Source organism: Streptomyces sp. NPDC017529, from assembly GCF_044329785.1.
Taxonomy (GTDB): domain Bacteria; phylum Actinomycetota; class Actinomycetes; order Streptomycetales; family Streptomycetaceae; genus Streptomyces.
In genome coordinates this window covers 289,285-314,181 of the sequence record NZ_JBIRJY010000005.1, presented here as the reverse complement: position 1 = coordinate 314,181, position 24,897 = coordinate 289,285, and the positions used below count along the sequence as shown (strand labels likewise).

At 71.6% G+C, this 24,897-nt stretch carries 21 protein-coding genes; 17 read left to right on the top strand and 4 right to left on the bottom strand.

Going from position 1 to position 24,897, the window contains the following annotated elements; all coding sequences use genetic code 11:
* Positions 1–33 precede the first annotated feature (33 nt).
* The gene (locus ACH4K4_RS15205; RefSeq protein WP_398168015.1) at positions 34–1,704 is read right to left on the bottom strand and encodes a hypothetical protein; all 1,671 of its coding nucleotides are present in this window, start codon (positions 1,702–1,704) and stop codon (positions 34–36) included.
* A 136-nt stretch (positions 1,705–1,840) separates the two neighbouring features.
* Positions 1,841–4,039, bottom strand: a complete 2,199-nt coding sequence (locus ACH4K4_RS15200) for an elongation factor G-like protein EF-G2 (protein WP_398167584.1) — start codon at positions 4,037–4,039, stop codon at positions 1,841–1,843.
* Positions 4,040–4,257: 218 nt separating this feature from the next.
* Here ACH4K4_RS15200 and pgsA point away from each other — a divergent pair, with 218 nt between their 5' ends.
* The 15 genes from pgsA (at position 4,258) to ACH4K4_RS15125 (ending at position 20,245) form a co-directional block, all read left to right on the top strand.
* Complete coding sequence (gene pgsA, locus ACH4K4_RS15195; RefSeq protein ID WP_398167582.1) at positions 4,258–4,971, top strand: phosphatidylinositol phosphate synthase; 714 nt, start codon at positions 4,258–4,260, stop codon at positions 4,969–4,971.
* Positions 4,968–5,942 (top strand): phosphatidylinositol mannoside acyltransferase, encoded by a 975-nt coding sequence (locus ACH4K4_RS15190; protein ID WP_398167581.1) that lies wholly within the window; start codon positions 4,968–4,970, stop codon positions 5,940–5,942. The genes pgsA and ACH4K4_RS15190 overlap by 4 nt, the downstream gene beginning before the upstream one ends.
* Positions 5,939–7,099 carry a glycosyltransferase family 4 protein gene (locus ACH4K4_RS15185; RefSeq protein ID WP_398167580.1) on the top strand — a complete coding sequence of 387 codons (1,161 nt, stop codon included), beginning with the start codon at positions 5,939–5,941 and terminating at the stop codon, positions 7,097–7,099. The genes ACH4K4_RS15190 and ACH4K4_RS15185 overlap by 4 nt, the downstream gene beginning before the upstream one ends.
* Before the next feature lie 364 nt (positions 7,100–7,463).
* On the top strand, positions 7,464–8,009 hold the full coding sequence (locus ACH4K4_RS15180; RefSeq protein WP_398167579.1) for a hypothetical protein: 546 nt from the start codon (positions 7,464–7,466) through the stop codon (positions 8,007–8,009).
* Positions 8,010–8,149: 140 nt separating this feature from the next.
* Positions 8,150–9,076 carry a pyridoxal 5'-phosphate synthase lyase subunit PdxS gene (gene pdxS / locus ACH4K4_RS15175; protein WP_398167578.1) on the top strand — a complete coding sequence of 309 codons (927 nt, stop codon included), beginning with the start codon at positions 8,150–8,152 and terminating at the stop codon, positions 9,074–9,076.
* Positions 9,077–9,131: 55 nt separating this feature from the next.
* Positions 9,132–9,719, top strand: coding sequence for a pyridoxal 5'-phosphate synthase glutaminase subunit PdxT (pdxT, locus tag ACH4K4_RS15170; RefSeq protein WP_398167577.1), 588 nt, complete (start codon positions 9,132–9,134; stop codon positions 9,717–9,719).
* Positions 9,720–9,822: 103 nt separating this feature from the next.
* Positions 9,823–10,575 (top strand): YebC/PmpR family DNA-binding transcriptional regulator, encoded by a 753-nt coding sequence (locus ACH4K4_RS15165; protein WP_030999447.1) that lies wholly within the window; start codon positions 9,823–9,825, stop codon positions 10,573–10,575.
* 152 nt (positions 10,576–10,727) lie between these two features.
* A complete protein-coding gene (ruvC, locus tag ACH4K4_RS15160; protein WP_398167575.1) occupies positions 10,728–11,351 on the top strand; it encodes a crossover junction endodeoxyribonuclease RuvC in 624 nt (207 codons plus the stop codon).
* Positions 11,348–11,968, top strand: coding sequence for a Holliday junction branch migration protein RuvA (gene ruvA / locus ACH4K4_RS15155; protein WP_398167574.1), 621 nt, complete (start codon positions 11,348–11,350; stop codon positions 11,966–11,968). The genes ruvC and ruvA overlap by 4 nt, the downstream gene beginning before the upstream one ends.
* 141 nt (positions 11,969–12,109) lie before the next feature.
* Positions 12,110–13,198 carry a Holliday junction branch migration DNA helicase RuvB gene (ruvB, locus tag ACH4K4_RS15150; RefSeq protein WP_398168013.1) on the top strand — a complete coding sequence of 363 codons (1,089 nt, stop codon included), beginning with the start codon at positions 12,110–12,112 and terminating at the stop codon, positions 13,196–13,198.
* Positions 13,199–13,360: 162 nt separating this feature from the next.
* Complete coding sequence (yajC, locus tag ACH4K4_RS15145) at positions 13,361–13,906, top strand: preprotein translocase subunit YajC (RefSeq protein WP_398167572.1); 546 nt, start codon at positions 13,361–13,363, stop codon at positions 13,904–13,906.
* Positions 13,907–14,053: 147 nt separating this feature from the next.
* Positions 14,054–15,829 (top strand): protein translocase subunit SecD, encoded by a 1,776-nt coding sequence (gene secD, locus ACH4K4_RS15140; protein ID WP_398167571.1) that lies wholly within the window; start codon positions 14,054–14,056, stop codon positions 15,827–15,829.
* Position 15,830: 1 nt separating this feature from the next.
* Positions 15,831–16,970, top strand: coding sequence for a protein translocase subunit SecF (gene secF, locus ACH4K4_RS15135; RefSeq protein ID WP_398167570.1), 1,140 nt, complete (start codon positions 15,831–15,833; stop codon positions 16,968–16,970).
* Positions 16,967–17,515, top strand: a complete 549-nt coding sequence (locus ACH4K4_RS15130) for an adenine phosphoribosyltransferase (protein ID WP_398167569.1) — start codon at positions 16,967–16,969, stop codon at positions 17,513–17,515. Before secF ends, ACH4K4_RS15130 begins: the two co-directional genes overlap by 4 nt.
* Before the next feature lie 219 nt (positions 17,516–17,734).
* Positions 17,735–20,245, top strand: a complete 2,511-nt coding sequence (locus ACH4K4_RS15125; protein WP_398167568.1) for a RelA/SpoT family protein — start codon at positions 17,735–17,737, stop codon at positions 20,243–20,245.
* Positions 20,246–20,320: 75 nt separating this feature from the next.
* Here the strand turns inward: ACH4K4_RS15125 and ACH4K4_RS15120 are convergent, their stop codons facing one another.
* Both ACH4K4_RS15120 and ACH4K4_RS15115 read right to left on the bottom strand, forming a co-directional pair.
* On the bottom strand, positions 20,321–21,550 hold the full coding sequence (locus tag ACH4K4_RS15120) for a DUF349 domain-containing protein (protein WP_398167566.1): 1,230 nt from the start codon (positions 21,548–21,550) through the stop codon (positions 20,321–20,323).
* Between the two features lie 251 nt (positions 21,551–21,801).
* The gene (locus tag ACH4K4_RS15115; RefSeq protein WP_398167565.1) at positions 21,802–22,626 is read right to left on the bottom strand and encodes a peptidylprolyl isomerase; all 825 of its coding nucleotides are present in this window, start codon (positions 22,624–22,626) and stop codon (positions 21,802–21,804) included.
* Positions 22,627–22,781: 155 nt separating this feature from the next.
* Between ACH4K4_RS15115 and ACH4K4_RS15110 the strand changes: the two genes are divergently transcribed.
* The gene (locus tag ACH4K4_RS15110) at positions 22,782–23,501 is read left to right on the top strand and encodes an MBL fold metallo-hydrolase (RefSeq protein ID WP_398167563.1); all 720 of its coding nucleotides are present in this window, start codon (positions 22,782–22,784) and stop codon (positions 23,499–23,501) included.
* Between the two features lie 11 nt (positions 23,502–23,512).
* Complete coding sequence (gene hisS, locus ACH4K4_RS15105) at positions 23,513–24,775, top strand: histidine--tRNA ligase (RefSeq protein ID WP_398167562.1); 1,263 nt, start codon at positions 23,513–23,515, stop codon at positions 24,773–24,775.
* The last annotated feature ends 122 nt before the right edge of the window (positions 24,776–24,897 follow it).

Below are 24,897 nucleotides of genomic sequence, written 5' to 3'. Positions count from 1 at the left end.
TCCGGAACGCCCCGGGCCCGCGCCGCCCGGCGGCTACGCGTTGTACTCGTCCGCCTTGCGCGGCTCCGCGCTCTGCACCATGCCGCTGAGCACCAGCGAACGGCTGTCGAAGCGCGCGGTGTCCACACCGTTCTCCTTGAGCACGCTCAGGGCGGCGGCGTGCACCACGCGCAGCACCGGTGTCGCGGCGCGCAGCGCGTCGTCGGCCATGAAGCGGTGCCGCCAGGGCTTGTCGGCCCAGGCGTGCCGCAGGCCGAACGGCTCGGGCAGGGTCAGCTTCCCGCCGAGGAACTCCAGGAAGCCGGGGAACCACGTCAGCGGGGCGCGGGCGGCGAGCCGCACCACCTCGCTCGCGTCGACCAGCGGCAGGCTCACGGACTTCGTCTCCCAGAACTTGACCGTCTTGGAGACGCTCTTGGACTTCGGCGCCGGCTTGGAGGTGAACAGCGGGTTCACCGGGCCGAGGGCGTGTCCGGTGACCTCCACGCGCAGCGTCTCGTGCAGCACGGTGACGGTGATCAGCAGGGTTATCACCAGCTGCCCGTCCCACAGCACGAACTGGACGCCGAGGTAGTGCCGGCTGCCGGCGCCGAACTGCTGCTCGTTGCAGATCCGCTCTATCTCGTGGCCGCGGACCTGGAAGGCCTCCACGTCCGTGCCCCCGGGGCGGGAGACCGAGCCGGCCTTCTCGCCGACCGGCACCACGATCCAGTGGCGTACGGAGGGGGGCTGCTTGAACCCGCCCGTGTGCAGGGGGCTGCGCTCCAGCAGGCGCAGCCGGTCGTGGATGACGCGGATGACGTCGTAGCTGCGGAAGGGGTTGATCTCGCCGCCCTCTGCGGCGGGCCGCAGCTCCTCGGCCATCTGCCAGCTGCCCCACCGGGTGCCCATGCCGAGTATGCCGTTGGGCCCGGCGTAGAAGGCGACGTTGCTGTTCTGTTCGGCGGTGAGCTTGGCCAGGCTCTGGCGCATCTGCTCGGCGGCGGTCTCGTTCGGGTCCCGGGGGACCGCCTCCGGGATCTTGGCGCCCACGCCGCCGCCTTCGAGCAGGCCCTTCCACGCGTCCCGCAGGTCCTTGGCGGTGGCCTCGCTGATCCGCTTCGCCCACCACCAGCCGATCACCGGAACGACGACCATCGCGCGCAGGTACACCGACCAGAAGCCGGTGAACGGCAGTTTGACCAGGAACAGCACGGCGATGGCGGCGACGGCGAGCAGCAGCGCGACGCCCAGCGCCGAGGTGCCGGTGCCCTTCGCCCTGGACAGCAGCTTCTTGAGCTGGAAGGCGCCCAGCCACAGCAGCACGCCGGGCAGGAACAGCAGCCCGAACACCAGCATGAGGACGGTCAGTTTGACGTCCCGGATCTTGCGGATGCGGCTGGCGGCCAGGCAGTGCTCGACGACCGTCTGCGGTTCGATGCCGAAGGACTGGATGAGCGCGCCGCGGGCACCGCCGAGCATCCGCAGTTGCAGCGCGCGGGAGAACGCCTCGCCCAGGTTCGGCTCGAACAGGGAGAGTTTGGGTGGTTTGATCGTCGACTTGGCGCCGGCGGAGTCGGCCTTGGCGATCTCCGCGAGCGGGTTGTCGCGGTACGCCGCCGAGGCCAGCGCCTGGGTGGCCGCGGTCTGCCCGGCGCCACCGGACAGCGGGACCTGCGCCCCGGGACTGAAGTCGAAGCCGTCTGCTGCCACTACCGCCCCCATCGCCGCACGCATCCGCTGCTGCGGCCTTCTTCCCAACTACCGTCGGTCGCACACCTTCTGAGCTGCGATCATCACAGCCTACCGCCGGCACCCGCCCCGGGGGTGCCGAGGTGGGCGGCCGGCGGCAGGCCGCGGCTCACGAGCCGTTCTCCTCCTGTTCGCGGATCTTCGCGGCGAGCTGCGGCGGCATCGGTTCGTGCCGTGCGTAGGTCCGGTGGAAGCGGCCGGTGCCGTGCGAGAGAGAGCGCAGGTCGACGGCGTACCGGCCGATCTCGATCTCCGGTACCTCGGCCCGTACGAGGGTGCGGCCGTGGCCGGCCTGCTCGGTGCCCACCACCCGGCCGCGCCGCCCCGACAGGTCGCTCATGACCGCGCCGACGAAGTCGTCCGGAACCAGTACGGTCACCTCGGTGACCGGCTCCAGGAGGTGGATACGGGCGTCGCCGGCGGCCTCGCGCAGCGCGAGCGCCCCCGCCGTCTGGAACGCGGCGTCGGAGGAGTCCACCGAGTGGGCCTTGCCGTCCAGCAGCGTGACCCGGACGTCGACCAGCGGGTACCCGGCGGCCACGCCACGGGCCGCCTGGGCCCGTACGCCCTTCTCGACGGAGGGGATGAACTGCCGGGGCACCGCGCCGCCCACGACCTTGTCCACGAACTCGATGCCGCTGCCGCCGGGCAGCGGCTCCACCTCGATCTCGCAGATCGCGTACTGGCCGTGGCCGCCGGACTGCTTCACGTGCCGCCCCCGGCCGGCCGCCTTGCCGCCGAAGGTCTCCCGCAGCGAGACCTTGTACGGCACGGTGTCGACCTGCACGCCGTAGCGCGAGCGCAGCCGTTCCAGGCCCACGTCCACATGCGCCTCGCCCAGGCACCACAGCACGACCTGATGGGTGTCCTGGTTGTGCTCCAGGCGCATCGTCGGGTCCTCGGCCACGAGGCGGGACAGGCCCTGGGAGAGCTTGTCCTCGTCGGCCTTGCTGTGCGCCTGGATGGCGACCGGCAGCAGCGGGTCCGGCATCGTCCAGGGCTCCATCAGGAGCGGCGCGTCCCGGTCGGAGAGGGTGTCGCCGGTCTCGGCGCGGGTCAGCTTCGCCACACAGGCCAGATCGCCGGCGATGGCCTTGGACAGCGAGCGCTGGACCTTGCCGAACGGGGCGGACAGCGCGCCGATCCGCTCGTCCACGTCGTGGTCCTCGTGGCCGCGGTCCGTCAGGCCGTGCCCGGAGACGTGCACGGTCTCGTCCGGGCGCAGGGTGCCGGAGAAGACCCGTACCAGCGAGAGCCGGCCCACGTACGGGTCGGAGGAGGTCTTGACCACCTCGGCGACCAGCGGGCCCGCCGGGTCGCAGGTGAGCGCGGGGCGCGGCTTGCCGTCGGGGGTCGTGACCGCGGGGGCCTCGCGCTCGGCGGGGGTGGGGAAGCCGCGGGCGATCAGGTCCAGCAGTTCGACGGTGCCCAGGCCCTGCTTGGCGCCCTCGGCGGCGGGCGCGGCGGCGAGCACGGGGTGGAAGGTGCCGCGCGCGACCGCCGTCTCCAGGTCACCGATGAGCGTTTTCACGTCGATGTCCTCGCCGGCGAGGTAGCGGTCCATGAGGGACTCGTCCTCGCTCTCGGCGATGATGCCCTCGATGAGCCGGTTGCGGGCCTCCTCGATCACCGGCAGCTCGCCGGGCTCCGGCGCGCGCTCGACGCGTTCGCCGGAGGAGTAGTCGAAGACCCGCTGGGTGAGCAGGCCGATCAGCCCGTGCACCGGCGCGTGTCCGTCGGCGCCCGCCTGGCCGTACAGCGGCAGGTACAGGGGGAGTACGGCGTCGGGGTCGTCGCCGCCCAGGGCGCTGCCGCACAGCCGGGTCATCTGGTCGAAGTCGGCGCGGGCCGCCTCCAGGTGCGTGACGACCAGCGCGCGGGGCATGCCGACCGCGGCGCACTCGTCCCAGACCATGCGGGTCGCGCCGTCCACGCCGTCCGCCGCCGAGACGACGAAGAGGGCCGCGTCCGCTGCCCGCAGACCGGCCCTCAGCTCCCCGACGAAGTCGGCGTACCCGGGTGTGTCCAATACGTTGATCTTGATGCCGCACCAGTCGACGGGGACCAGGGACAGCTGCACCGACCGCTGCTGCCGGTGTTCGATCTCGTCGTAGTCCGACAGGCAGCCGCCGTCCTCCACGCGGCCCGCCCGGTTGACCGCGCCGGTCGCCAGCGCGAGCGCCTCCACCAGCGTCGTCTTCCCCGCGCCACTGTGGCCGACCAGCACCACATTCCTCAGGGACGTGGGCTGGTCGGCCGACGCTGCCCTGCCGGCGGCTCCTGGATGTGTCCTCGACTTCTCGCCCATGTGTCTCGCCTCCCGGTCGACACTTTGCGGTGTTTCGAGCTTTCCACCCTGGTCATGGCGCGTCCATACATCGCACAAGGGGCGATCAGGGATCCCGCCGGGCGCGGCGGCGCACCGGCCGCGGCCCCGCACCGGCCGCGGCGGCGATGTCTTGGCCGGTCACGGGTCGTGCCCCGGGCCGTGGTGCGTTCGCGGTACGCGGGTGCCGCCTGGCTACGATGGGCCAGCCGGTGGCCCCATTGACCGCGCGGCCCGTATCGACCTCCGGGAAGGCCATGCTGAACACGTACGCGCGTGCTTTCTTCACGCGTGTCCTCACGCCATTCGCCGCCCTGCTCATCCGTCTCGGCGTCAGCCCGGACGCGGTCACCCTCGTCGGCACGGGGGGTGTGGTGGCGGGTGCCCTGGTCTTCTTCCCGCTCGGCGAGTTCTTCTGGGGCACGATCGTCATCACCCTGTTCGTGTTCTCGGACCTGGTGGACGGCAACATGGCGCGGCAGCTGGGCCGGTCCAGCCGCTGGGGGGCCTTCCTGGACTCCACGCTCGACCGGGTCGCGGACTCCGCGATCTTCGGCGGGCTGGCGCTCTGGTACGCGGGGGCCGGCGACAGCCTGTGGCTCTGCGCGGTGGCGATCTTCTGCCTGGCCAGCGGGCAGGTGGTCTCGTACACCAAGGCCCGCGGCGAGAGCATCGGGCTGCCGGTGAACGTCAACGGGCTGGTGGAGCGGGCCGAGCGGCTCGTCATCACGCTGGTCGCCGCCGGCCTCGCCGGGCTGCACGCCTTCGGGGTACCGGGCGTGCAGTACCTGCTGCCGGTCGCGCTGTGGGTGGTGGCCGCCGGCAGCGCGGTCACGCTCGCCCAGCGCGTGGTGACCGTACGCCGGGAGTCCGCCGAGGCCGACGCCATCGCTCAAGGGGGGAACAGCGCGTGAAGCGCGTCACTCGCACCACCATCGACCGCGAGAAGCTCACCGACGGGGCGTACGCCCTGGGCTGGAGCGCCGTCAAGAAACTGCCCGAGCCGGCCGCCAAGGCCCTCGGCCGGCGGATCGCCGACGCGGTCTGGAAGCGGCGCGGCAAGGGCGTCCTGCGCCTGGAGGCCAACCTCGCGCGCGTCGTGCCGGACGCCACGCCGCAGCGCCTCGCCCAGCTGTCCCGGGCCGGGATGCGCTCCTACCTGCGTTACTGGATGGAGTCCTTCCGGCTGCCCGCCTGGAGCAAGGAGCGGATAAAGGGCGGCTTCGCGCCGACGGACGTGCACCACCTGGAGGAGGGGCTCAAAAGCGGCCGCGGCGTGATCCTCGCCCTGCCGCACATGGGCAACTACGACCTCGCGGGCGCCTGGGTCACCACCAAGCTGGGCGTGCCCTTCACCACCGTCGCCGAACGCCTCAAGCCCGAGACGCTCTACGACCGGTTCGTCGCCTACCGCGAGGGCCTGGGCATGGAGGTCCTGCCGCACACCGGCGGCGCCGCCTTCGGCATCCTCGCCCGGCGGCTGCGCGCCGGCGGCCTGGTCTGCCTGGTCGCCGACCGGGACCTGTCCGCCTCCGGCATCGAGGTGAAGTTCTTCGGCGAGGCCGCGAAGATGCCGGCCGGACCGGCGATGCTCGCGGTGCAGACCGGGGCGATGCTCCTGCCGGTCACCCTGTGGTACGACGAGAGCCCCGTCATGCGCGGACGGGTACACCCGGAGATCGAGGTGCCGCAGACCGGCACCCGCGCCGAGAAGGCCGCCACGATGACGCAGGAACTGGCCGACGCCTTCGCCTCCGGCATCGCCGACCACCCGGAGGACTGGCACATGCTGCAACGCCTGTGGCTCGGTGACCTGGAGCCGCGCGAGCCCGCCCGGCGCCCCGCCGCGTCGCCCGCCGACGCCCCGCGAACGGAGCAGCCTTGAGGATCGGGATCGTCTGCCCGTACTCCTGGGACGTCCCGGGCGGCGTCCAGTTCCACATCCGGGACCTGGCCGAGCACCTCATCCGGCTCGGCCACGAGGTGTCCGTACTCGCCCCGGCGGACGACGAGACACCGCTGCCGCCGTACGTCGTCTCCGCCGGACGTGCCGTGCCCGTGCCGTACAACGGTTCGGTTGCCCGGCTCAACTTCGGCTTCCTGTCGGCGGCCCGCGTCCGCCGCTGGCTGCACGACGGCGCCTTCGACGTCATCCACATCCACGAACCGGGTACGCCGTCGGTCGGCCTGCTCGCCTGCTGGGCCGCGCAGGGCCCGATCGTGGCCACCTTCCACACCTCCAACCCGCGCTCCCGGTTCATGATCGCGGCGTATCCGATCCTGCAGCCCGCGCTGGAGAAGATCAGCGCGCGGATCGCGGTGAGCGAGTACGCCCGGCGCACCCTGGTCGAACACCTCGGCGGCGACGCGGTCGTCATCCCCAACGGCGTCGACGTCGACTTCTTCGCCGAGGCCGCGCCCAAGGAGGAATGGCAGGGCCGCACGATCGGCTTCATCGGCCGCATCGACGAACCCCGCAAGGGCCTGCCCGTCCTGATGCGCGCCCTGCCGCAGATCCTCGCCGCCGTCCCCGACGCCCGGCTGCTGGTCGCGGGCCGCGGCGACGAGGAGGAGGCCGTCGCGGAACTGCCCGCCGCACTGCGCTCCCGGGTGGAGTTCCTCGGCATGGTCAGCGACGAGGACAAGGCCAGGCTGCTGCGCAGCGTGGACCTGTACGTCGCCCCCAACACCGGCGGCGAGTCGTTCGGCATCATCCTCGTCGAGGCGATGTCGGCCGGCGCTCCCGTGCTGGCCAGCGACCTCGACGCGTTCGCGCAGGTACTGGACCAGGGCGAGGCCGGCGAACTGTTCGCCAACGAGGACGCCGATGCGCTCGCCGCTGCGGCCGTACGACTTCTCGGCGACCCCGGCCGGCTCGCCGAACTCCGCGAGCGCGGCAGCCGGCATGTGCGCCGCTTCGACTGGTCCACGGTCGGCGCGGACATCCTGGCCGTCTACGAAACCGTCACCGACGGCGCGGCGCTGGTCGCCACCGACGAACGCACGGGATTCCGGGCGCGGTGGGGGCTGGCACGGGACTGACGCGCGCTACGCGCCCCTTCAGGGGAGTCGTGCGACTCCCTGGCAGGTGGGGAGGGGCACCCCCCCGCTCGGCAGGGCATACGACGTTCCGCGCGTCGGGTACGACCCCTGCGCTGCGCGCAGGGAGACCCCAGCCGCCATGCCGGGACAGCCGCCCTACGGCCGGGGCGGGGCCACTCCGGGGTCTCCCCGCAGGACAGCCGGGCGGCTCAGGTCGCCGAAATCAGTCGACGTTGCGTTAACGGTGCCGAGGAGTGACCCCGGAGTGGCCCCGCCCCCCACCCACCGGACCTATCGCGAAAACGCGCACCCCCACCAGGCGTGCCCGAAGGCGCGGACGGCCCAGCCGGTACTGTGACCCCGCGTGACCACTTTCATCTGGATCGCGGCCGCCCTCGTCGTCATCGGCGTCTACCTGAGCTGGACCGCGGGGCGGCTGGACCGCCTGCACGCGCGCATCGACGCGGCCCGCGCGGCGCTGGACGCGCAGCTGCTGCGCCGGGCCTCGGTGGCCCAGGAGCTGGGGACGTCGGGGGTGCTCGACCCGGCCGCCTCGATCGTCCTGTACGAGGCGGCACACGAGGCGCGGCAGGCGGCGGAGGAGCAGCGGGAGGTCGCCGAGAGCGGCCTGAGCCAGGCGCTGCGTGCGGTCTTCGACGACGAGGGGCAGCTCGAAGCCGTACGGGAGGCGCCGGGCGGGGAGCAGACGGCCGCCGAACTGACGGCGGCGGTGCGGCGCGTCCCGATGGCTCGGCGTTTCCACAACGACTCCGTACGGGCGGCCCGCGCCGTCCGCCGCCACCGGGTGGTGCGCTGGTTCCGCCTCGCGGGCCACGCGCCCTTCCCGATGGCCTTCGAGATGGACGACGAGCCTCCGGCCGTCCTCGGCGACCGCGCCGCCGGGCACTGACCGCACCCGCACACCGGGGGGCGAGGACGGCCGGCCGCGCCCCACGAGCCACCGCCTTGTGATTGGCCCTTTTCAGCGGACCGGTGCGAACGGTTGTGTGGGCGGCGGAGTCCATCGCCCGCACTTAGTGAGGTCATACCGTGTCCAGCACGCCCAACGCCACGTCTGCCACCACCGCCGGGAACCCCGAGACCGGCACCGCCCGGGTCAAGCGCGGCATGGCCGAGCAGCTCAAGGGTGGCGTGATCATGGACGTCGTCACGCCGGAGGAAGCGAAGATCGCCGAGGACGCCGGCGCGGTGGCGGTCATGGCCCTGGAGCGGGTCCCCGCGGACATCCGCAAGGACGGCGGCGTGGCCCGCATGTCCGACCCGGACATGATCGACGGCATCATCGACGCGGTCTCCATCCCGGTGATGGCCAAGTCCCGGATCGGCCACTTCGTCGAGGCCCAGGTGCTCCAGTCGCTCGGTGTCGACTACATCGACGAGTCCGAGGTCCTCACCCCGGCCGACGAGGTCAACCACTCCGACAAGTGGGCCTTCACCACCCCCTTCGTGTGCGGTGCCACCGACCTGGGCGAGGCCCTGCGGCGGATCGCCGAGGGCGCGGCCATGATCCGCTCCAAGGGCGAGGCCGGCACCGGCAACGTCGTCGAGGCGGTGCGCCACCTGCGCCAGATCAAGGGCGAGATCGCCAAGCTGCGCGGCTGTGACCACAACGAGCTGTTCGCCGCCGCGAAGGAGCTGCGGGCCCCGTACGAGCTGGTCAAGGAGGTTGCCGAGCTGGGCAAGCTGCCGGTCGTGCTGTTCTCCGCCGGCGGTGTGGCCACCCCGGCCGACGCCGCGCTGATGCGCCAGCTCGGTGCCGAGGGCGTCTTCGTCGGCTCCGGCATCTTCAAGTCCGGCGACCCGGCCAAGCGCGCCGCCGCCATCGTGAAGGCCACCACCTTCTACGACGACCCGAAGGTCGTCGCCGACGTCTCCCGCAACCTGGGCGAGGCCATGGTCGGCATCAACTGCGACACCCTCCCCGAGGCGGAGCGGTACGCCAACCGCGGCTGGTGAGCGGACGGACGGGCGCCGCGGGCGCGGGAACAGTGAGCGGAAGAACGGCGGACGGATGACGACCCCCACCATCGGCGTGCTGGCCCTCCAGGGCGATGTGCGCGAGCACCTGACGGCGCTGGCCACGGCGGACGCCCTGGCCAGGCCGGTGCGCCGGCCCGAGGAACTGGACGAGTTGGACGGCCTGGTCATACCGGGCGGCGAGTCGACGACCATGTCGAAGCTGGCGGTCGTCTTCGGGATGCTGGAGCCGCTGCGCGCCTTCGTGCGCTCCGGCAGGCCGGTCTACGGCACCTGCGCGGGCATGATCATGCTGGCCGACAAGCTGCTGGACGGGCGCGCCGACCAGGAGACGCTGGGCGGCATCGACATGATCGTGCGCCGGAATGCCTTCGGGCGGCAGAACGAGTCCTTCGAGGCGGCGGTGGAGGTCGCCGGGATCGGGGGCGGACCGGTCGAGGGCGTCTTCATCCGGGCGCCCTGGGTGGAGTCGACGGGCGCCGCCGCCGAGGTACTGGCGTCGTACGACGGGCACACGGTGGCGGTCCGGCAAGGTAACGTCCTCGCCACGTCCTTCCATCCGGAACTCACCGGCGACCACCGGGTGCACGCGTACTTCGTCGGCATGGTGCGCGGCGCGTAGGGTCCGCCGCGGGTCGGCCGCCGTGTGTGCGGCGGCCCGATCCCGTCCCGGTAGGATCTGTGGCGTTCGTTTCTCAATCTGGTTACGCGAAGGAGACAGGCGGATGTCCGGCCACTCTAAATGGGCTACGACGAAGCACAAGAAGGCCGTGATCGACGCCAAGCGCGGCAAGCTCTTCGCGAAGCTGATCAAGAACATCGAGGTCGCGGCCCGCACCGGCGGCGCCGACGTCGATGGCAACCCGACCCTCTTCGACGCCATCCAGAAGGCGAAGAAGAGCTCGGTGCCGAACAAGAACATCGACTCCGCGGTCAAGCGCGGCGCGGGCCTGGAGGCCGGCGGCGCCGACTACGAGACGATCATGTACGAGGGTTACGGCCCCAACGGTGTCGCGGTGCTCATCGAGTGCCTCACCGACAACCGCAACCGCGCCGCCTCGGACGTCCGTGTCGCCATGACCCGCAACGGCGGTTCGATGGCGGACCCGGGTTCGGTCTCGTACCTGTTCAACCGCAAGGGCGTGGTGATCGTCCCCAAGGGCGAGCTGTCCGAGGACGACGTGCTCGGCGCGGTCCTGGACGCGGGTGCCGAGGAGGTCAACGACCTCGGTGAGTCCTTCGAGGTGCTCAGCGAGGCCACCGACCTGGTCGCGGTCCGCACCGCTCTCCAGAAGGAGGGCATCGACTACGACTCGGCCGACACCAACTTCGTGCCGACCATGCAGGTCGAGCTGGACGAAGAGGGCGCGCGCAAGATCTTCAAGCTGGTCGACGCGCTGGAGGACAGCGACGACGTGCAGAACGTCTTCGCCAACTTCGACGTGTCGGACGAGGTCATGGCCAAGGTCGACGCCTGACGCGCGGCCGACTGCTGCGGCGGCGGACGGGCCGGCGGGGACACACCCCGCCGGCCCGTCCTGCGTTGTCAGTGGCGGCCGATACTGTGCTGGTCAGGGGTTCGAGCCCCGGACACGGCAGTGGGGCCAAGGGGAGAAGTGGGGAGCGGCCGATGAAGGTGCTGGGGGTGGACCCGGGGCTGACGCGCTGCGGTGTCGGCGTGGTCGACGGCGTCGCTGGCCGCCCGCTGACGATGGCCGGCGTCGGCGTCGTACGGACGCCCGCCGACGCGGACATCGCGCACCGCCTGGTGCTCATCGAGCGCGGCATCGAGCAGTGGCTCGACGAGCAGCGGCCCGACTGCGTCGCCGTCGAGCGGGTCTTCAGCCAGCACAACGTCCGTACGGTCATGGGCACCGCCCAGGCCAGCGCGGTCGCCATGCTGTGCGCGGCGCGCCGCGGCCTGCCCGTGGCGCTGCACACCCCCAGCGAGGTCAAGGCCGCCGTGACCGGCTCGGGCCGCGCGGACAAGGCGCAGGTCGGCGCGATGGTCACCCGCCTGCTCAGGCTGGACGCCCCGCCCAAGCCGGCCGACGCGGCGGACGCGCTGGCGCTGGCCATCTGCCACATCTGGCGCGCCCCCGCCGTCAACCGGCTCCAGCAGGCGCACGCCGCCAACCGGCTCCAGCAGGCCGTGGCCGCCCGCGCCCGTCCGGCGCCCGCCCCCGTCCGACGTACTCCCGCAACCGCACCCGGGCCGCGGCCCGGGGCACCCCAGAAGGGCACCACCCGATGATCGCCTTCGTCTCCGGCCCGGTCGCGGCCCTGGCACCGGACACCGCCGTCGTCGAGGTCGGCGGCGTCGGCATGGCCGTGCAGTGCACCCCGGGCACCCTGTCCGGGCTGCGCGTCGGCCAGCAGGCCAAGCTGGCCACCTCTCTCGTCGTACGGGAGGATTCACTGACCCTGTACGGCTTCGCCGACGACGACGAGCGGCAGACGTTCGAACTGCTCCAGACCGCCAGCGGAGTGGGCCCGCGCCTGGCCCAGGCCATGCTCGCGGTGCACTCTCCCGACACGCTGCGCCTGGCCGTCGCCAACGGTGACGAGAAGACGCTCACGGCCGTGCCCGGCATCGGCAAGAAGGGCGCGCAGAAGCTGCTGCTGGAGCTGAAGGACCGGCTCGGCGCGCCCGTCGGCACGGGCGGCGCGGGCGTCGGCAGCGCGGTGAGCGCCGGGTGGAGCGACCAGCTGCACGCCGCGCTGCTCGGCCTCGGCTACGCGACGCGGGAGGCCGACGAGGCGGTGGCCGCCGTCGCGCCGCAGGCCGAGGCGGCCGTCGCCGCGGGTGGGGCGCCGCAGGTGTCGCAGCTGCTCAAGGCCGCCCTGCAGACGCTGAACCGGGCCAGATGAGCTGCCCGGGACGGCAAAGGAGGCCGGGCCCCCGGCACCCTTGACGGCCTGGACCGTAACGACCGCGGAAGCGGCAGACCAGAAGAAGCACGACGCGACGTCGGCCGGTAGCGCCGATACGACCACGTGAGGCAGGACGCAGTGAACTGGGACGAGCCCACCGAGACCGCGGGCGGCCAGCCGGGCGGTACGGCCGACCGGCTGGTCGGGCCCGACGCGGACGGCGAGGACACCGCGGTCGAGGCCGCGCTGCGGCCCAAGGACCTGGAGGAGTTCGTGGGCCAGGAGCGGGTGCGCGAGCAGCTCGACCTGGTGCTGCGCGCGGCCCGCGCCCGCGGCGCCACGGCCGACCACGTCCTGCTCTCCGGCGCTCCCGGCCTGGGCAAGACCACCCTCTCCATGATCATCGCCGCCGAGATGGGCGCCCCGATCCGCATCACCTCGGGCCCCGCCATCCAGCACGCCGGCGACCTGGCGGCGATCCTGTCCTCCCTCCAGGAGGGCGAGGTGCTCTTCCTCGACGAGATCCACCGGATGTCCCGGCCCGCCGAGGAAATGCTCTACATGGCCATGGAGGACTTCCGCGTCGACGTCATCGTCGGCAAGGGCCCCGGCGCCACCGCCATCCCCCTGGAGCTGCCGCCCTTCACCCTGGTCGGCGCCACCACCCGGGCCGGCCTGCTGCCGCCGCCGCTGCGCGACCGCTTCGGCTTCACCGGCCACATGGAGTTCTACGCTCCGGGCGAACTGGAACGCGTCATCCACCGCTCCGCCGGGCTGCTCGACGTGCACATAGAAGCCGACGGCGCCGCGGAGATCGCCGGGCGCTCCCGCGGCACCCCGCGCATCGCCAACCGGCTGCTGCGCCGCGTCCGCGACTACGCGCAGGTCAAGGCCGACGGCGTGATCACCCGCGAGACCGCCTCGCAGGCCCTGGACGTCTACGAGGTCGACGCCCGCGGCCTGGACCGCCTGGACCGCGCGGTGCTCACCGCGCTGCTCAAGCTGTTCGGCGGCGGCCCCGTGGGCCTGTCCACGCTGGCGGTGGCCGTGGGGGAGGAGCGCGAGACGGTGGAGGAGGTGGCCGAGCCGTTCCTCGTGCGGGAAGGGCTGCTGGCCCGTACTCCCCGCGGCCGGATCGCCACCCCGGCGGCGTGGGCCCACCTGGGTCTCACACCGCCCCAGCCGCAGGTCCCGGGCGGCGGACAGCAGGGGCTCTTCGGGACGTGACGGCGCGGGGACTCGCCGGGTCAGGAACTGCGGTGCCATGCTGGGCGTTGTTCCACCGGTGCGGACTCGCTTAGACTCCGCCGATGCCGACCGTATGGTCCGGCATTCCCACCCCCGTATATCAGACCGCCGAGCCGCGGTCGTGCGAAGGATTTCCGTCCCGTGAGTATCGTGACTCTCCTCCCCTTCATCGTCCTCATCGGGGCCATGTTCCTGATGACCCGGTCTGCGAAGAAGAAGCAGCAGGCGGCGCAGCAGATGCGCAACGAGATGCAGCCCGGCACCGGCATCCGGACGATTGGGGGCATGTACGCCACCGTCAAGGAGATCCACGAAGACACCGTCCTCCTTGAGGTCGCCCCCGGCGTGCATGCCCTCTACGCGAAGAACGCGGTCGGCGCCGTCCTCCCCGACGAGGAGTACAACCGCATCCTCGACGGCGCCGAGTCGAAGGACGGCGGCGCGGTCGTTCCGGACGACGCCTCCTCGCTGACCGCGGACGCCGCCCCGGCCGAGCAGGCCGACCAGCCCGCGAACCTGGAGAAGCCGAAGACCGACCTCGGCAAGGCCGACGCCGGCGCCACCGCGGCCGACGCCAAGGACGCCGAGGACGCCAAGGGCGACGACGCCGCGAGCGCCGCGCAGGCCGACAAGGACGTCAAGGCCGACAAGGCCGACAAGAAGGACGGCAGCGCCGACGCGAAGTAGCCACCCCCGACGGAACCGCGGAGCACCTCCCAGACGGTGCACCGCGGTTCCGGGACGGTCTAGGCTCCGGCGGGGGCACGTCCCCACTACACTTCGTGGCCGCTCGGCAGCACCAGACCGGGTGGTTGGACAGGGAGATACGAGAAGGTGGCAGCACCGAAAAAGGGCCGCAGGTCTCCTGGGGGCCAGGGAAGGCCGGGGCGTACCCTGGTCCTGATCTTGATCGCCATGGTGGCGCTGGTCGGAGGGATGTTCATCTCCGGCACGTCGACGCCCCGGCTGGGCATCGACCTCGCGGGCGGTACCAGCTTCACGCTGGAGGCCCGCAACCAGCCCGGCAAGCCCAACGCGATCAACGAGACCAACATGAACACCGCCGCGGGCATCATGGAGCGGCGGGTCAACGGTCTCGGTGTGTCCGAGGCCGAGGTCCAGACCCAGGGCACCAACCACATCGTCGTCAACATCCCCAAGGGGACGGACGCGAAGCAGGCCCGCCAGCAGGTCGGTACCACCGCTCAGCTCGGCTTCCGGCCGGTGCTGACCACCACCGCAGGCACCAAGACGCCGTCGACGACCCCGAGCCCCAGCCCCTCCGCGAGCAGCGGCAAGGGCGACGACGGCAAGAAGGGTGACGACGGCAAGAAGGACGACAAGCCGTCCGCGAAGCCGTCCGCGAGCTCCACCACCCAGGGCCGCGCCGTGACCAGCGCCCTCAAGAAGGGCCCGTCCGACACGCCGACGGCGTCCGGCAGCACCTCGCCCGCACCGAGCGGCAGCCCGTCGCCGCAGCCCTCCGCGAGCGCCGACGAGATCCCGGCCGCGCTGCAGAAGCAGCTCGCCGACCTGGACTGCTCCACCAAGCAGTCGCGCGCCGAGGCCGGCGAGAAGGCCGCCGGCGTCAAGCCGAGCGAGCCGGTCGTGGCCTGTAAGGACGACGGTTCGCAGAAGTACGTGCTGGGCCCGGTCGCCGTCGAGGGCACCGACGTCAAGGACGCCTCCGCGGTCTTCGACAGCCAGCAGGGCCAGGGCTGGATCGTCCAGATGGACTTCACCGGCGCCGGCGGCAAGAAGTTCGCCGACATCACCGGCAAGCTGGCCGCCAAGACCCAGCCGCAGAACCAGTTCGCCATCGTGCTGGACGGCGCGGTCGTCTCCGACCCGCGGGTCAGCCAGCAGCTCAACGGCGGCAGCGCCACCATCTCCGGCGGCTTCACCCAGCAGACCGCCGAGGACCTGGCGAACATGCTGTCCTACGGCGCCCTGCCGCTCTCCTTCAAAATCGCCGACGAGACCACCGTCACCGCGGCGCTCGGCGGCGAGCAGCTCCAGGCGGGCCTGATCGCGGGCGCCATCGGCCTCGCGCTGGTCGTCGTCTACCTGGTCGCGTACTACCGGGGCCTGGCGCTGGTCGCGCTGGCGAGCCTCGCGGTCTCCGCGGTCCTCACGTACACGATCATGACGTTGCTGGGCCCGGCCATCGGCTTCGCGCTGAACCTGCCGGCCGTCTGCGGCGCCATTGTCGCCATCGGCATCACGGCCGACTCCTTCATCGTGTACTTCGAACGCATCAGGGACGAGATCCGCGAGGGCCGCACGCTGCGCCCGGCCGTCGAACGCGGCTGGCCGCGGGCCCGGCGCACGATCCTGGTCTCCGACTTCGTGTCCTTCCTGGCCGCGTTCGTGCTGTTCATCGTCACCGTCGGCAAGGTCAAGGGCTTCGCGTTCACGCTGGGCCTGACCACCCTCCTCGACGTCGTGGTGGTCTTCTTCTTCACCAAGCCGCTGATGACGATGCTGGCCCGGCGCAAGTTCTTCGCCAACGGCCACCCCTGGTCCGGCCTGGACCCCAAGCGCCTGGGCGCCAAGCCGCCGCTGCGCCGCCGTCGCACCACCGCCCCCACCGAGACGAAGGAGGCGTGAGATGTCGAAGCTCGGCAACATCGGCGCCAGGCTCTACCGCGGTGAGGTCGGTTACGACTTCATCGGCAAGCGGAAGATCTGGTACGGCATCTCGATCCTGATCACCATCACGGCCATCGTCGGCCTGGCGGTGCGCGGCCTGAACATGGGCATCGAGTTCTCCGGCGGCGCGGTCTTCACCACGCCGAAGACCAGCGTCTCCGCCACGGAGGCGGAGCACCGGGCCGAGGCCGCGGCCGAGGGCCACCAGGCCACGGTGCAGAAGCTCGGCAACGGCAGCCTGCGCATCCAGATCAGCGAGCTGGACACCCAGCAGTCGCTGCCGGTGCAGGAGGCCCTGGCCAAGGACCTGAACGTCCCGGTCAAGGACATCAACACCCAGCTCGTCGGCCCCAGCTGGGGCGAGGAGATCGCCAACAAGGCCTGGCTGGGCCTGGGCGTCTTCATGGTCCTGGTGGTGATCTACCTGGCCATCGCCTTCGAGTGGAGAATGGCGCTGGCCGCCCTGATCGCGCTCATCCACGACCTGACGATCACGGTCGGTGTGTACGCGCTGGTCGGCTTCGAGGTCACCCCGGGTACCGTCATCGGTCTGCTGACGATTCTCGGTTACTCCCTCTACGACACCGTCGTGGTCTTCGACAGCCTGAAGGAGATGTCCAAGGACATCGGGAAGCAGACCCGCTTCACCTTCAGCGAGATGGCCAACCGCAGCATCAACTCGACCCTGGTGCGGTCCATCAACACCACGGTCGTGGCGCTGCTGCCGGTCGCCGGGCTGCTCTTCGTCGGCGGTGGTGTGCTCGGCGCCGGAATGCTCAACGACATCTCGCTCGCGCTGTTCGTCGGCCTCGCCGCCGGCGCCTACTCCTCGATCTTCATCGCGACGCCGCTGGTCGCCGACTTCAAGGAGCGCGACCCGGCGATGAAGGCGCTGGCCAAGCGGGTGCGTGCCAAGCGCGCCTCGGCCGCCGCCAAGGGCGAGTCGCAGGAGCAGGGGGACACCGCCGCGCAGGACGCCGTGGAGGGGGCCGGGCCGCAGGACGCGGACGACGCGACGCCGGCCGGCAGTTCCGCGGCCGGCCGGCGCGGCCGGCCCGCGTCCCGTGACCGCGGCCGTCCGTCGGGCAAGCGCCGATGAGCGCCCCCGACGGCCTGCGGGAGCTGCTGCTCAGCCGGATCGCCGACGTGCCGGACTACCCCAAGCCGGGGGTGGTCTTCAAGGACATCACGCCGCTGCTGGCCGACCCGGCCGCCTTCGGCGCGCTGACCGACGCGTTCGCCGGTATGTGCGAGCGGTACGACGTGGACAAGGTCGTGGGCCTGGAGGCGCGCGGGTTCATCCTGGCCGCTCCGGTGGCCGTACGGGCCGGTGCCGGGTTCGTGCCCGTACGCAAGGCGGGCAAGCTGCCCGGCACGACGCTCCGCCAGGCGTACGACCTGGAGTACGGCACGGCCGAGATCGAGGTGCACGCCGACGCCTTCAAGCCCGGCGACCGGGTGCTGGTGATCGACGACGTGCTGGCCACCGGCGGCACGGCAGACGCGTCGCTGCGGCTCGTCCGCCGCGCCGGGGCCGAGGTGGTGGGCGTGGCGGTCCTGATGGAGCTGGGCTTCCTGGCCGGCCGGGAGCGGCTGGAGGCGGACCTGAAGGGCGCTCCGCTGGAGGCTCTGATCACGGTCTGAGCGAGCGCGGAAGTGCCGTCCGCAGGGTGTCCGTACCGCGTCCGTATGATCGAAATTCCGCAAAAAGCGAGTAAAAGGGCATCCGGAACAAACCCGGGTGCCCTTTTGCTGTCATGTACGGACCGTTCGGCTGTGGGAGAGCCGCGGCGCCGAGGTCGATACCATGGCAGCCCGACCCGTTCGTGGTCTTGTGGTCCGGACCCCCTTTGAGGAGTGCTCTTGCCAGACGAGGCCCAGCCGCTTTCTCCCGGACTCCGCCCGGGGGCGTCGCAGTCCGCCCATCCGGACCGGCCCGGCCCCGCGGACGCGGCTGCCTCGGGTGCGCCCGGCAAGAGCGAGGGCACCGGTGTGCCGAAGTCCCAGCCGCCCGCCGTCCGGCCTGCCGCGTCCCCCGTACCGGCCGCCAAGCCCACGCCGCCCGTCTACACCGGCCGCACCGGCTCCTCGAACCGGGTACGGGCCCGCCTGGCCCGCCTGGGCGTGCAGCGGCAGAGCCCGTACAACCCGGTCCTGGAACCGCTGTTGCGGATCGTGCGCAGCAACGACCCGAAGATCGAGACCGCCACCCTCCGGCAGGTCGAGCGCGCCTACCAGGTCGCCGAGCGCTGGCACCGCGGCCAGAAGCGCAAGAGCGGCGACCCGTACATCACCCACCCGCTCGCGGTCACCACCATCCTCGCCGAGCTGGGCATGGACCCGGCGACCCTCATGGCGGGCCTGCTGCACGACACCGTCGAGGACACCGAGTACGGCCTGGACACCCTGCGCCGCGACTTCGGCGACCAGGTCGCGCTGCTCGTCGACGGCGTCACCAAGCTGGACAAGGTCAAGTTCGGCGAGGCCGCGCAGGCCGAGACCGTGCGCAAGATGGTCGTGGCGATGGCCAAGGACCCGCGCGTCCTGGTCATCAAGCTCGCCGACCGGCTGCACAACATGCGCACGATGCGCTACCTGAAGCGGGAGAAACAGGAGAAGAAGGCCCGCGAGACGCTGGAGATCTACGCTCCGCTGGCGCACCGCCTGGGCATGAACACCATCAAGTGGGAGCTGGAGGACCTCGCCTTCGCGATCCTCTACCCCAAGATGTACGACGAGATCGTGCGGCTCGTCGCCGAGCGCGCCCCCAAGCGCGACGAGTACCTGGCCATAGTGACCGACGAGGTCCAGGCCGACCTGCGCGCGGCCCGCATCAAGGCCACCGTCACCGGGCGGCCCAAGCACTACTACAGCGTCTACCAGAAGATGATCGTGCGGGGCCGTGACTTCGCCGAGATCTACGACCTGGTGGGCATTCGTGTCCTGGTGGACACCGTCCGGGACTGCTACGCCGCCCTGGGCACCGTGCACGCGCGATGGAATCCGGTCCCCGGCCGGTTCAAGGACTACATCGCGATGCCCAAGTTCAACATGTACCAGTCGCTGCACACGACCGTGATCGGCCCCAGCGGCAAGCCCGTCGAGCTGCAGATCCGCACGTTCGACATGCACCGGCGCGCGGAGTACGGCATCGCCGCGCACTGGAAGTACAAGCAGGAGGCCGTCGCCGGCGCGTCCAAGGTGCGTACCGACGTGCCGAAGAACAAGGCCGACGGTCAAGACACAGTCAACGACATGGCGTGGCTGCGCCAGCTGCTGGACTGGCAGAAGGAGACCGAGGACCCGGGCGAGTTCCTGGAGTCGCTGCGCTTCGACCTGTCCCGCAACGAGGTCTTCGTCTTCACGCCGAAGGGCGACGTGATAGCGCTGCCCGCCGGCGCCACCCCCGTGGACTTCGCCTACGCGGTCCACACGGAGGTCGGCCACCGGACCATAGGCGCCCGCGTCAACGGACGGCTCGTACCGCTCGAATCGACCCTGGACAACGGCGACCTCGTGGAGGTCTTCACTTCCAAGGCACCCGGCGCCAGCCCGTCGCGGGACTGGCTCGGCTTCGTCAAGTCGCCGCGCGCCCGCAACAAGATCCGCGCCTGGTTCTCCAAGGAGCGCCGCGACGAGGCCATCGAGCAGGGCAAGGACGCCATCGCCCGCGCGATGCGCAAACAGAACCTGCCGATCCAGCGCATCCTGACCGGCGACTCGCTGGTCACCCTCGCGCACGAGATGCGCTACCCCGACATCTCGTCCCTGTACGCCGCCATCGGCGAGGGCCACGTCACCGCGCAGAGCGTCGTGCAGAAGCTGGTCCAGGCGCTCGGCGGGCAGGACGAGGCGACCGAGGACATCGCCGAGTCCACGCCGATCAGGCCGCGCTCCAAGCGGCGCTCCAGCGCCGACCCGGGCGTGGTGGTCAAGGGCGTCGAGGACGTGTGGGTGAAGCTGGCCCGCTGCTGTACGCCGGTGCCGGGCGACCCGATCATCGGCTTCGTCACCCGCGGCAACGGCGTCTCGGTGCACCGCGCCGACTGCGTCAACGTCGACTCGCTGTCCAAGCAGCCGGAGCGCATCCTCGACGTCGAGTGGGCGCCCACCCAGTCCTCGGTCTTCCTGGTCGCCATCCAGGTCGAGGCGCTGGACCGGTCCCGGCTGCTGTCGGACGTCACCCGCATCCTGTCCGACCAGCACGTCAACATCCTGTCCGCGGCCGTCCAGACCTCCCGCGACCGGGTGGCCACCTCGCGCTTCACCTTCGAGATGGGCGACCCGAAGCACCTCGGGCACGTCCTGAAGGCCGTACGGAGCGTGGAGGGCGTCTACGACGTGTACCGGGTGACGTCGGCGCGCCGGCCGTGACGTCACGACCACGCACGAAGGGCCCGGTACGGACGTCCGTACCGGGCCCTTCGTGATGCGACGTGCCGGCCTGCCTCAGCCGCCGAACTCCTCCAGGCCCTTCAGCGCCTGGTCCAGCAGCGCCTGCCGGCCCTCCAGCTCGCGCGCGAGCTTGTCGGCCTTGGCGTCGTTACCGGCCGCGCGCGCCGCGTCGATCTGCTTCTGCAGCTTGTCGACCGCGTCCTGGAGCTGCCCGGTCAGACCCGCGGCACGCGCTCGCGCCTCCGGGTTCGTGCGCCGCCACTCGGCCTCCTCGGACTCCTGGATGGCGCGCTCGACCGCGTGCATCCGGCCCTCGATCTTCGGGCGGGCGTCCCGCGGCACGTGCCCGATGGCCTCCCACCGCTCGTTGATCGAACGGAAGGCGGCGCGCGCCGCCTTCAGGTCCGAGACGGGCAGCAGCTTCTCGGCCTCGGCGACCAGTTCCTCCTTGCGCGTCAGGTTCTCCCGCTGCTCGGCGTCGCGCTCCGCGAACACCTCGCCGCGCGCCTGGAAGAAGACGTCCTGGGCGCCGCGGAAGCGGTTCCACAGGTCGTCCTCGTGCTCGCGCTGGGCGCGGCCCGCCGCCTTCCAGTCCGCCATCAGCTCGCGGTAACGGGCCGCGGTGGGCCCCCAGTCCGTCGAGCCGGACAGCGCCTCGGCCTCGGCGACCAGCCGCTCCTTGGTCTTGCGGGCCTCCTCGCGCTGGGCGTCCAGCGAGGCGAAGTGCGCCTTGCGCCGCTTGGAGAACGCCGAGCGGGCGTGCGAGAAGCGGTGCCACAGCTCGTCGTCCGCCTTGCGGTCCAGGCGCGGCAGGCCCTTCCAGGTGTCCACCAGCGCGCGCAGCCGCTCGCCGGCCGCCCGCCACTGCTCGCTGGCCGCCAGCTCCTCGGCCTCGGCGACCAGCTTCTCCTTGGCCTGCCGGGCCTCGTCGCTCTGCCGCGCCTTCTGCGCCTTGCGCTCCTCGCGGCGCGCCTCGACATCGCCGACGAGCTGGTCCAGCCGCTTGCGCAGCGCTTCCAGGTCGCCCACCGCGTGGTGCTCGTCCACCTGCTGCCGCAGATGGTCGATCGCGGCCGTCGCGTCCTTGGCCGACAGGTCGGTGGTCTTGACCCGCCGTTCGAGGAGGCCGATCTCGACGACCAGGCCCTCATACTTGCGCTCGAAGTAGGCGAGGGCCTCTTCGGGGGTTCCCGCCTGCCACGAACCGACGACCTGCTCGCCGTCGGATGTACGCACGTACACGGTCCCCGTCTCGTCGACGCGGCCCCATGGGTCGCTGCTCACAGCGCCTCCTCCACATGATGCCGACCGGAGCGAGTCGCCCCCCGGCATCGTCCACAGTTTCTGTCCGGCGGGGCAGCGCCCCGGCCGGTCCGACGGGTGTCTTGCGGGTGCGGGTGGCAGCCGTCGGAGCAGGCACCCTACACAACGCCAATCTAGGCGACCGGCGGGTCGGCTGTCCGCATCCAGCGCGACCGAAATTTCGCGGTTCGCACACCGCGGCGGCGCCTCCGGCGTGCCCGGGGCGCGCGGAGTCAGGTTTTCCGCACGGTCGCCCGGTCGATGACGACCGTCGCGTTCGGGGCGGTGTTCCTGGTCGTCGGGTCGTAGGTCGAACCCGCCGCGGCGATCTTCTTCAGTACGTCCATGCCCTCCGTGACGGTCCCGAAGGGCGTGTAGTTCGGCGGCAGCTCGCTGTCCTGGTAGACCAGGAAGAACTGGCTCCCGCCGCTGTTGCGGGTCTTGTCGCTCTTGCCGTCGTAGCGGTTGGCCATCGCGACCGTGCCCGCCGGGTAGACGTTGCCCTTGAGCTTCGGGTCCTTCAGGTTCTCGTCCGGGATCGTGTAGCCGGGGGTGCCCGAGCCGGTGCCGGTCGGGTCGCCGCACTGGAGCACGTACAGGCCCTGGTCGACCAGCCGGTGGCACTTGCTGTGGTCGAAGAAGCCCTTGCCCGCCAGGAAGGCGAAGGAGTTGACGGTGTGCGGCGCCTTCGCGGCGTCGAGCTTGACGCCGATGTCGCCGCAGGTCGTTTCGAGCTTCATCGCGTACGACGCCGAGGTGTCGACCGACATCGCCGGCTCCTTGTCCCAGCGCGCCTTGGACGGCGCGCCCGGGGCCGGCTTGCCGCAGGGGTCGGCCGCCTTGCCCGGCGAGGCCGCCGCGCCGTCCGCGGTGTCGCCGCCGCCCGCCAGCCCGACCGAGGCGTACGCGGCCGCGCCCGCCGCCAGGGCGACCGCCAGGGCGGACGCGACGATCACGTTGCGGCGCTTGGTCTTGCGCCGGGCCGCTTCCCGCCGCTGCCGCTGGCGCTCGTACTTCTCGCGGGCGAGCTGCCGCCGCCGCTGATCGCTGCTGACCACCGGTCTTCTCCTAGGGGGTGCGCTGAGGTGGGCCGTGGGCCGTACCGTATACGGGTTCGCCCACGTGGGAGTCCCGCCGGTAGGCTCTGGAACTGCCGAAATCCGCCGGACCGCCTTCGGTGGTCTGTCCGCCGCATCGAACGTTAAGGACGAACGTGCTCATTGCCGGGTTCCCCGCCGGGGCCTGGGGGACCAACTGTTACCTGGTCGCCCCCGCCGCGGGCGAGGAGTGCGTGATCATCGACCCGGGCCACCAGGCCGCGCCGGGCGTCGAGGAAGCGCTGAAGAAGCATCGGCTCAAGCCCGTCGCCGTCGTCCTCACCCACGGCCACATCGACCACGTCGCCTCGGTCGTGCCGGTGTGCGGCGCGCACGACGTGCCCGCCTGGATCCACCCCGAGGACCGCTACATGATGAGCGACCCGGAGAAGGCCCTCGGCCGCTCCATCGGGCAGCAGCTCATGGGCGAGCTGACCGTGGGGGAGCCGGACGACGTCAAGGAGCTGGGCGACGGCGCGACGCTGGAGCTGGCCGGGCTGGAGTTCTCCGTCGCGCACGCCCCGGGCCATACCAAGGGGTCGGTGACCTTCAGGATGCCCGAGCAGGCCGACATTCCCTCGGTCTTCTTCTCGGGCGACCTGCTGTTCGCCGGCTCCATCGGACGCACCGACCTGCCGGGCGGCGACCACGCCGAGATACTGCGGTCGCTGGAGCGCGTGTGCCTGCCGCTCCAGGACGAGACCGTGGTGCTGTCCGGCCACGGCCCCCAGACCACCATCGGCCGCGAGCGCGCCACCAACCCGTTCCTGCGGGACGTGGCCGCCGGCCTCGGAGACGGCGCGCCGAACCGCCCGGCTCCGCGACGAGGAATGTGACGAGAACCCCCGTGAGCACCTTCAAGGCCCCCAAGGGCACCTACGACCTGATCCCCCCGCAGTCCGCGACCTACCTGGCGGTCCGCGACGCGATCTCCGGACCCCTCAAGCGCTCCGGCTACGGCTACGTCGAGACCCCCGGCTTCGAGAACGTCGAGCTGTTCGCGCGCGGTGTCGGCGAGTCCACCGACATCGTGACCAAGGAGATGTACGCCTTCGAGACCAAGGGCGGCGACCGGCTCGCGCTGCGCCCCGAAGGCACCGCCTCCGTGCTGCGCGCCGCCCTGGAGGCCAACCTCCACAAGGCCGGCAACCTCCCCGTCAAGCTCTGGTACTCCGGCTCGTACTACCGCTACGAGCGCCCGCAGAAGGGCCGCTACCGCCACTTCTCGCAGGTCGGCGCCGAGGCCATCGGAGCCGAGGACCCGGCGCTGGACGCCGAGCTGATCATCCTGGCCGACGACGCCTACCGCTCGCTGGGCCTGCGGAACTTCCGCATCCTGCTCAACTCGCTCGGCGACAAGGAGTGCCGCCCCGCCTACCGGGCCGCCCTCCAGGAGTTCCTGTACGGGCTCGACCTGGACGAGGACACCCGGCGCCGGATCGACATCAACCCGCTGCGGGTGCTCGACGACAAGCGCGCCGACGTGCAGAAGCAGCTGGAGGGCGCGCCGCTGCTGCGCGACCACCTGTGCGAGGCGTGCAAGGCGTACCACGAGCAGGTGCGCGAGCTGCTGACCGCGGCGGGCGTCGCCTACGAGGACGACCCCAAGCTGGTGCGCGGCCTGGACTACTACACCCGCACCACCTTCGAGTTCGTCCACGACGGCCTCGGCTCGCAGTCCGCGGTCGGCGGCGGCGGGCGCTACGACGGCCTGTCCGAGATGATCGGTGGCCCCGCGCTGCCCTCGGTCGGCTGGGCGCTCGGCGTGGACCGCACGGTCCTGGCGCTGGAGGCGGAGGGCGTCGAGCTGGAACTGCCCGCCAGCACGGCCGTGTTCGCCGTACCGCTCGGCGAGGAGGCCCGCCGGACGCTGTTCGCCACCGTCACGGAGCTGCGCCGGGCCGGCGTCGCCACCGACTTCGCGTACGGCGGCAAGGGCCTGAAGAACGCGATGAAGTCCGCCAACCGCTCCGGCGCGCGCCTCGCGGTCGTCGCCGGGGAACGCGATCTGGCCGAAGGCGTCGTCCAGCTCAAGGACCTGGAGAGCGGCGAGCAGACCCCGGTCGCGCTCGACGCGGTCGTCGAAGAGGTCCGCCGCAGGCTCGGCTGACCCGCGGGCCCCTTTACGGGACGCCCGCCGCCGGGTATCGAAGGCCCCCTTCCGGCTGCCCACCGCCGAGGTGCGCGGTGGCTCGGAAGGGGGCCTTTATCCACATCGAACAGTCGGTACGT

Coding starts and splice junctions, on each gene's coding strand:
- ACH4K4_RS15205 (WP_398168015.1), bottom strand. CDS start 1,704: ATGGGGGCGGTAGTGGCAGCAGACGGCTTCGACTTCAGTCCCGGGGCG.
- ACH4K4_RS15200 (WP_398167584.1), bottom strand. CDS start 4,039: ATGGGCGAGAAGTCGAGGACACATCCAGGAGCCGCCGGCAGGGCAGCG.
- pgsA (WP_398167582.1), top strand. CDS start 4,258: ATGGGCCAGCCGGTGGCCCCATTGACCGCGCGGCCCGTATCGACCTCC.
- pdxT (WP_398167577.1), top strand. CDS start 9,132: ATGACGACCCCCACCATCGGCGTGCTGGCCCTCCAGGGCGATGTGCGC.
- ACH4K4_RS15165 (WP_030999447.1), top strand. CDS start 9,823: ATGTCCGGCCACTCTAAATGGGCTACGACGAAGCACAAGAAGGCCGTG.
- ruvC (WP_398167575.1), top strand. CDS start 10,728: ATGAAGGTGCTGGGGGTGGACCCGGGGCTGACGCGCTGCGGTGTCGGC.
- ruvA (WP_398167574.1), top strand. CDS start 11,348: ATGATCGCCTTCGTCTCCGGCCCGGTCGCGGCCCTGGCACCGGACACC.
- secF (WP_398167570.1), top strand. CDS start 15,831: ATGTCGAAGCTCGGCAACATCGGCGCCAGGCTCTACCGCGGTGAGGTC.
- ACH4K4_RS15130 (WP_398167569.1), top strand. CDS start 16,967: ATGAGCGCCCCCGACGGCCTGCGGGAGCTGCTGCTCAGCCGGATCGCC.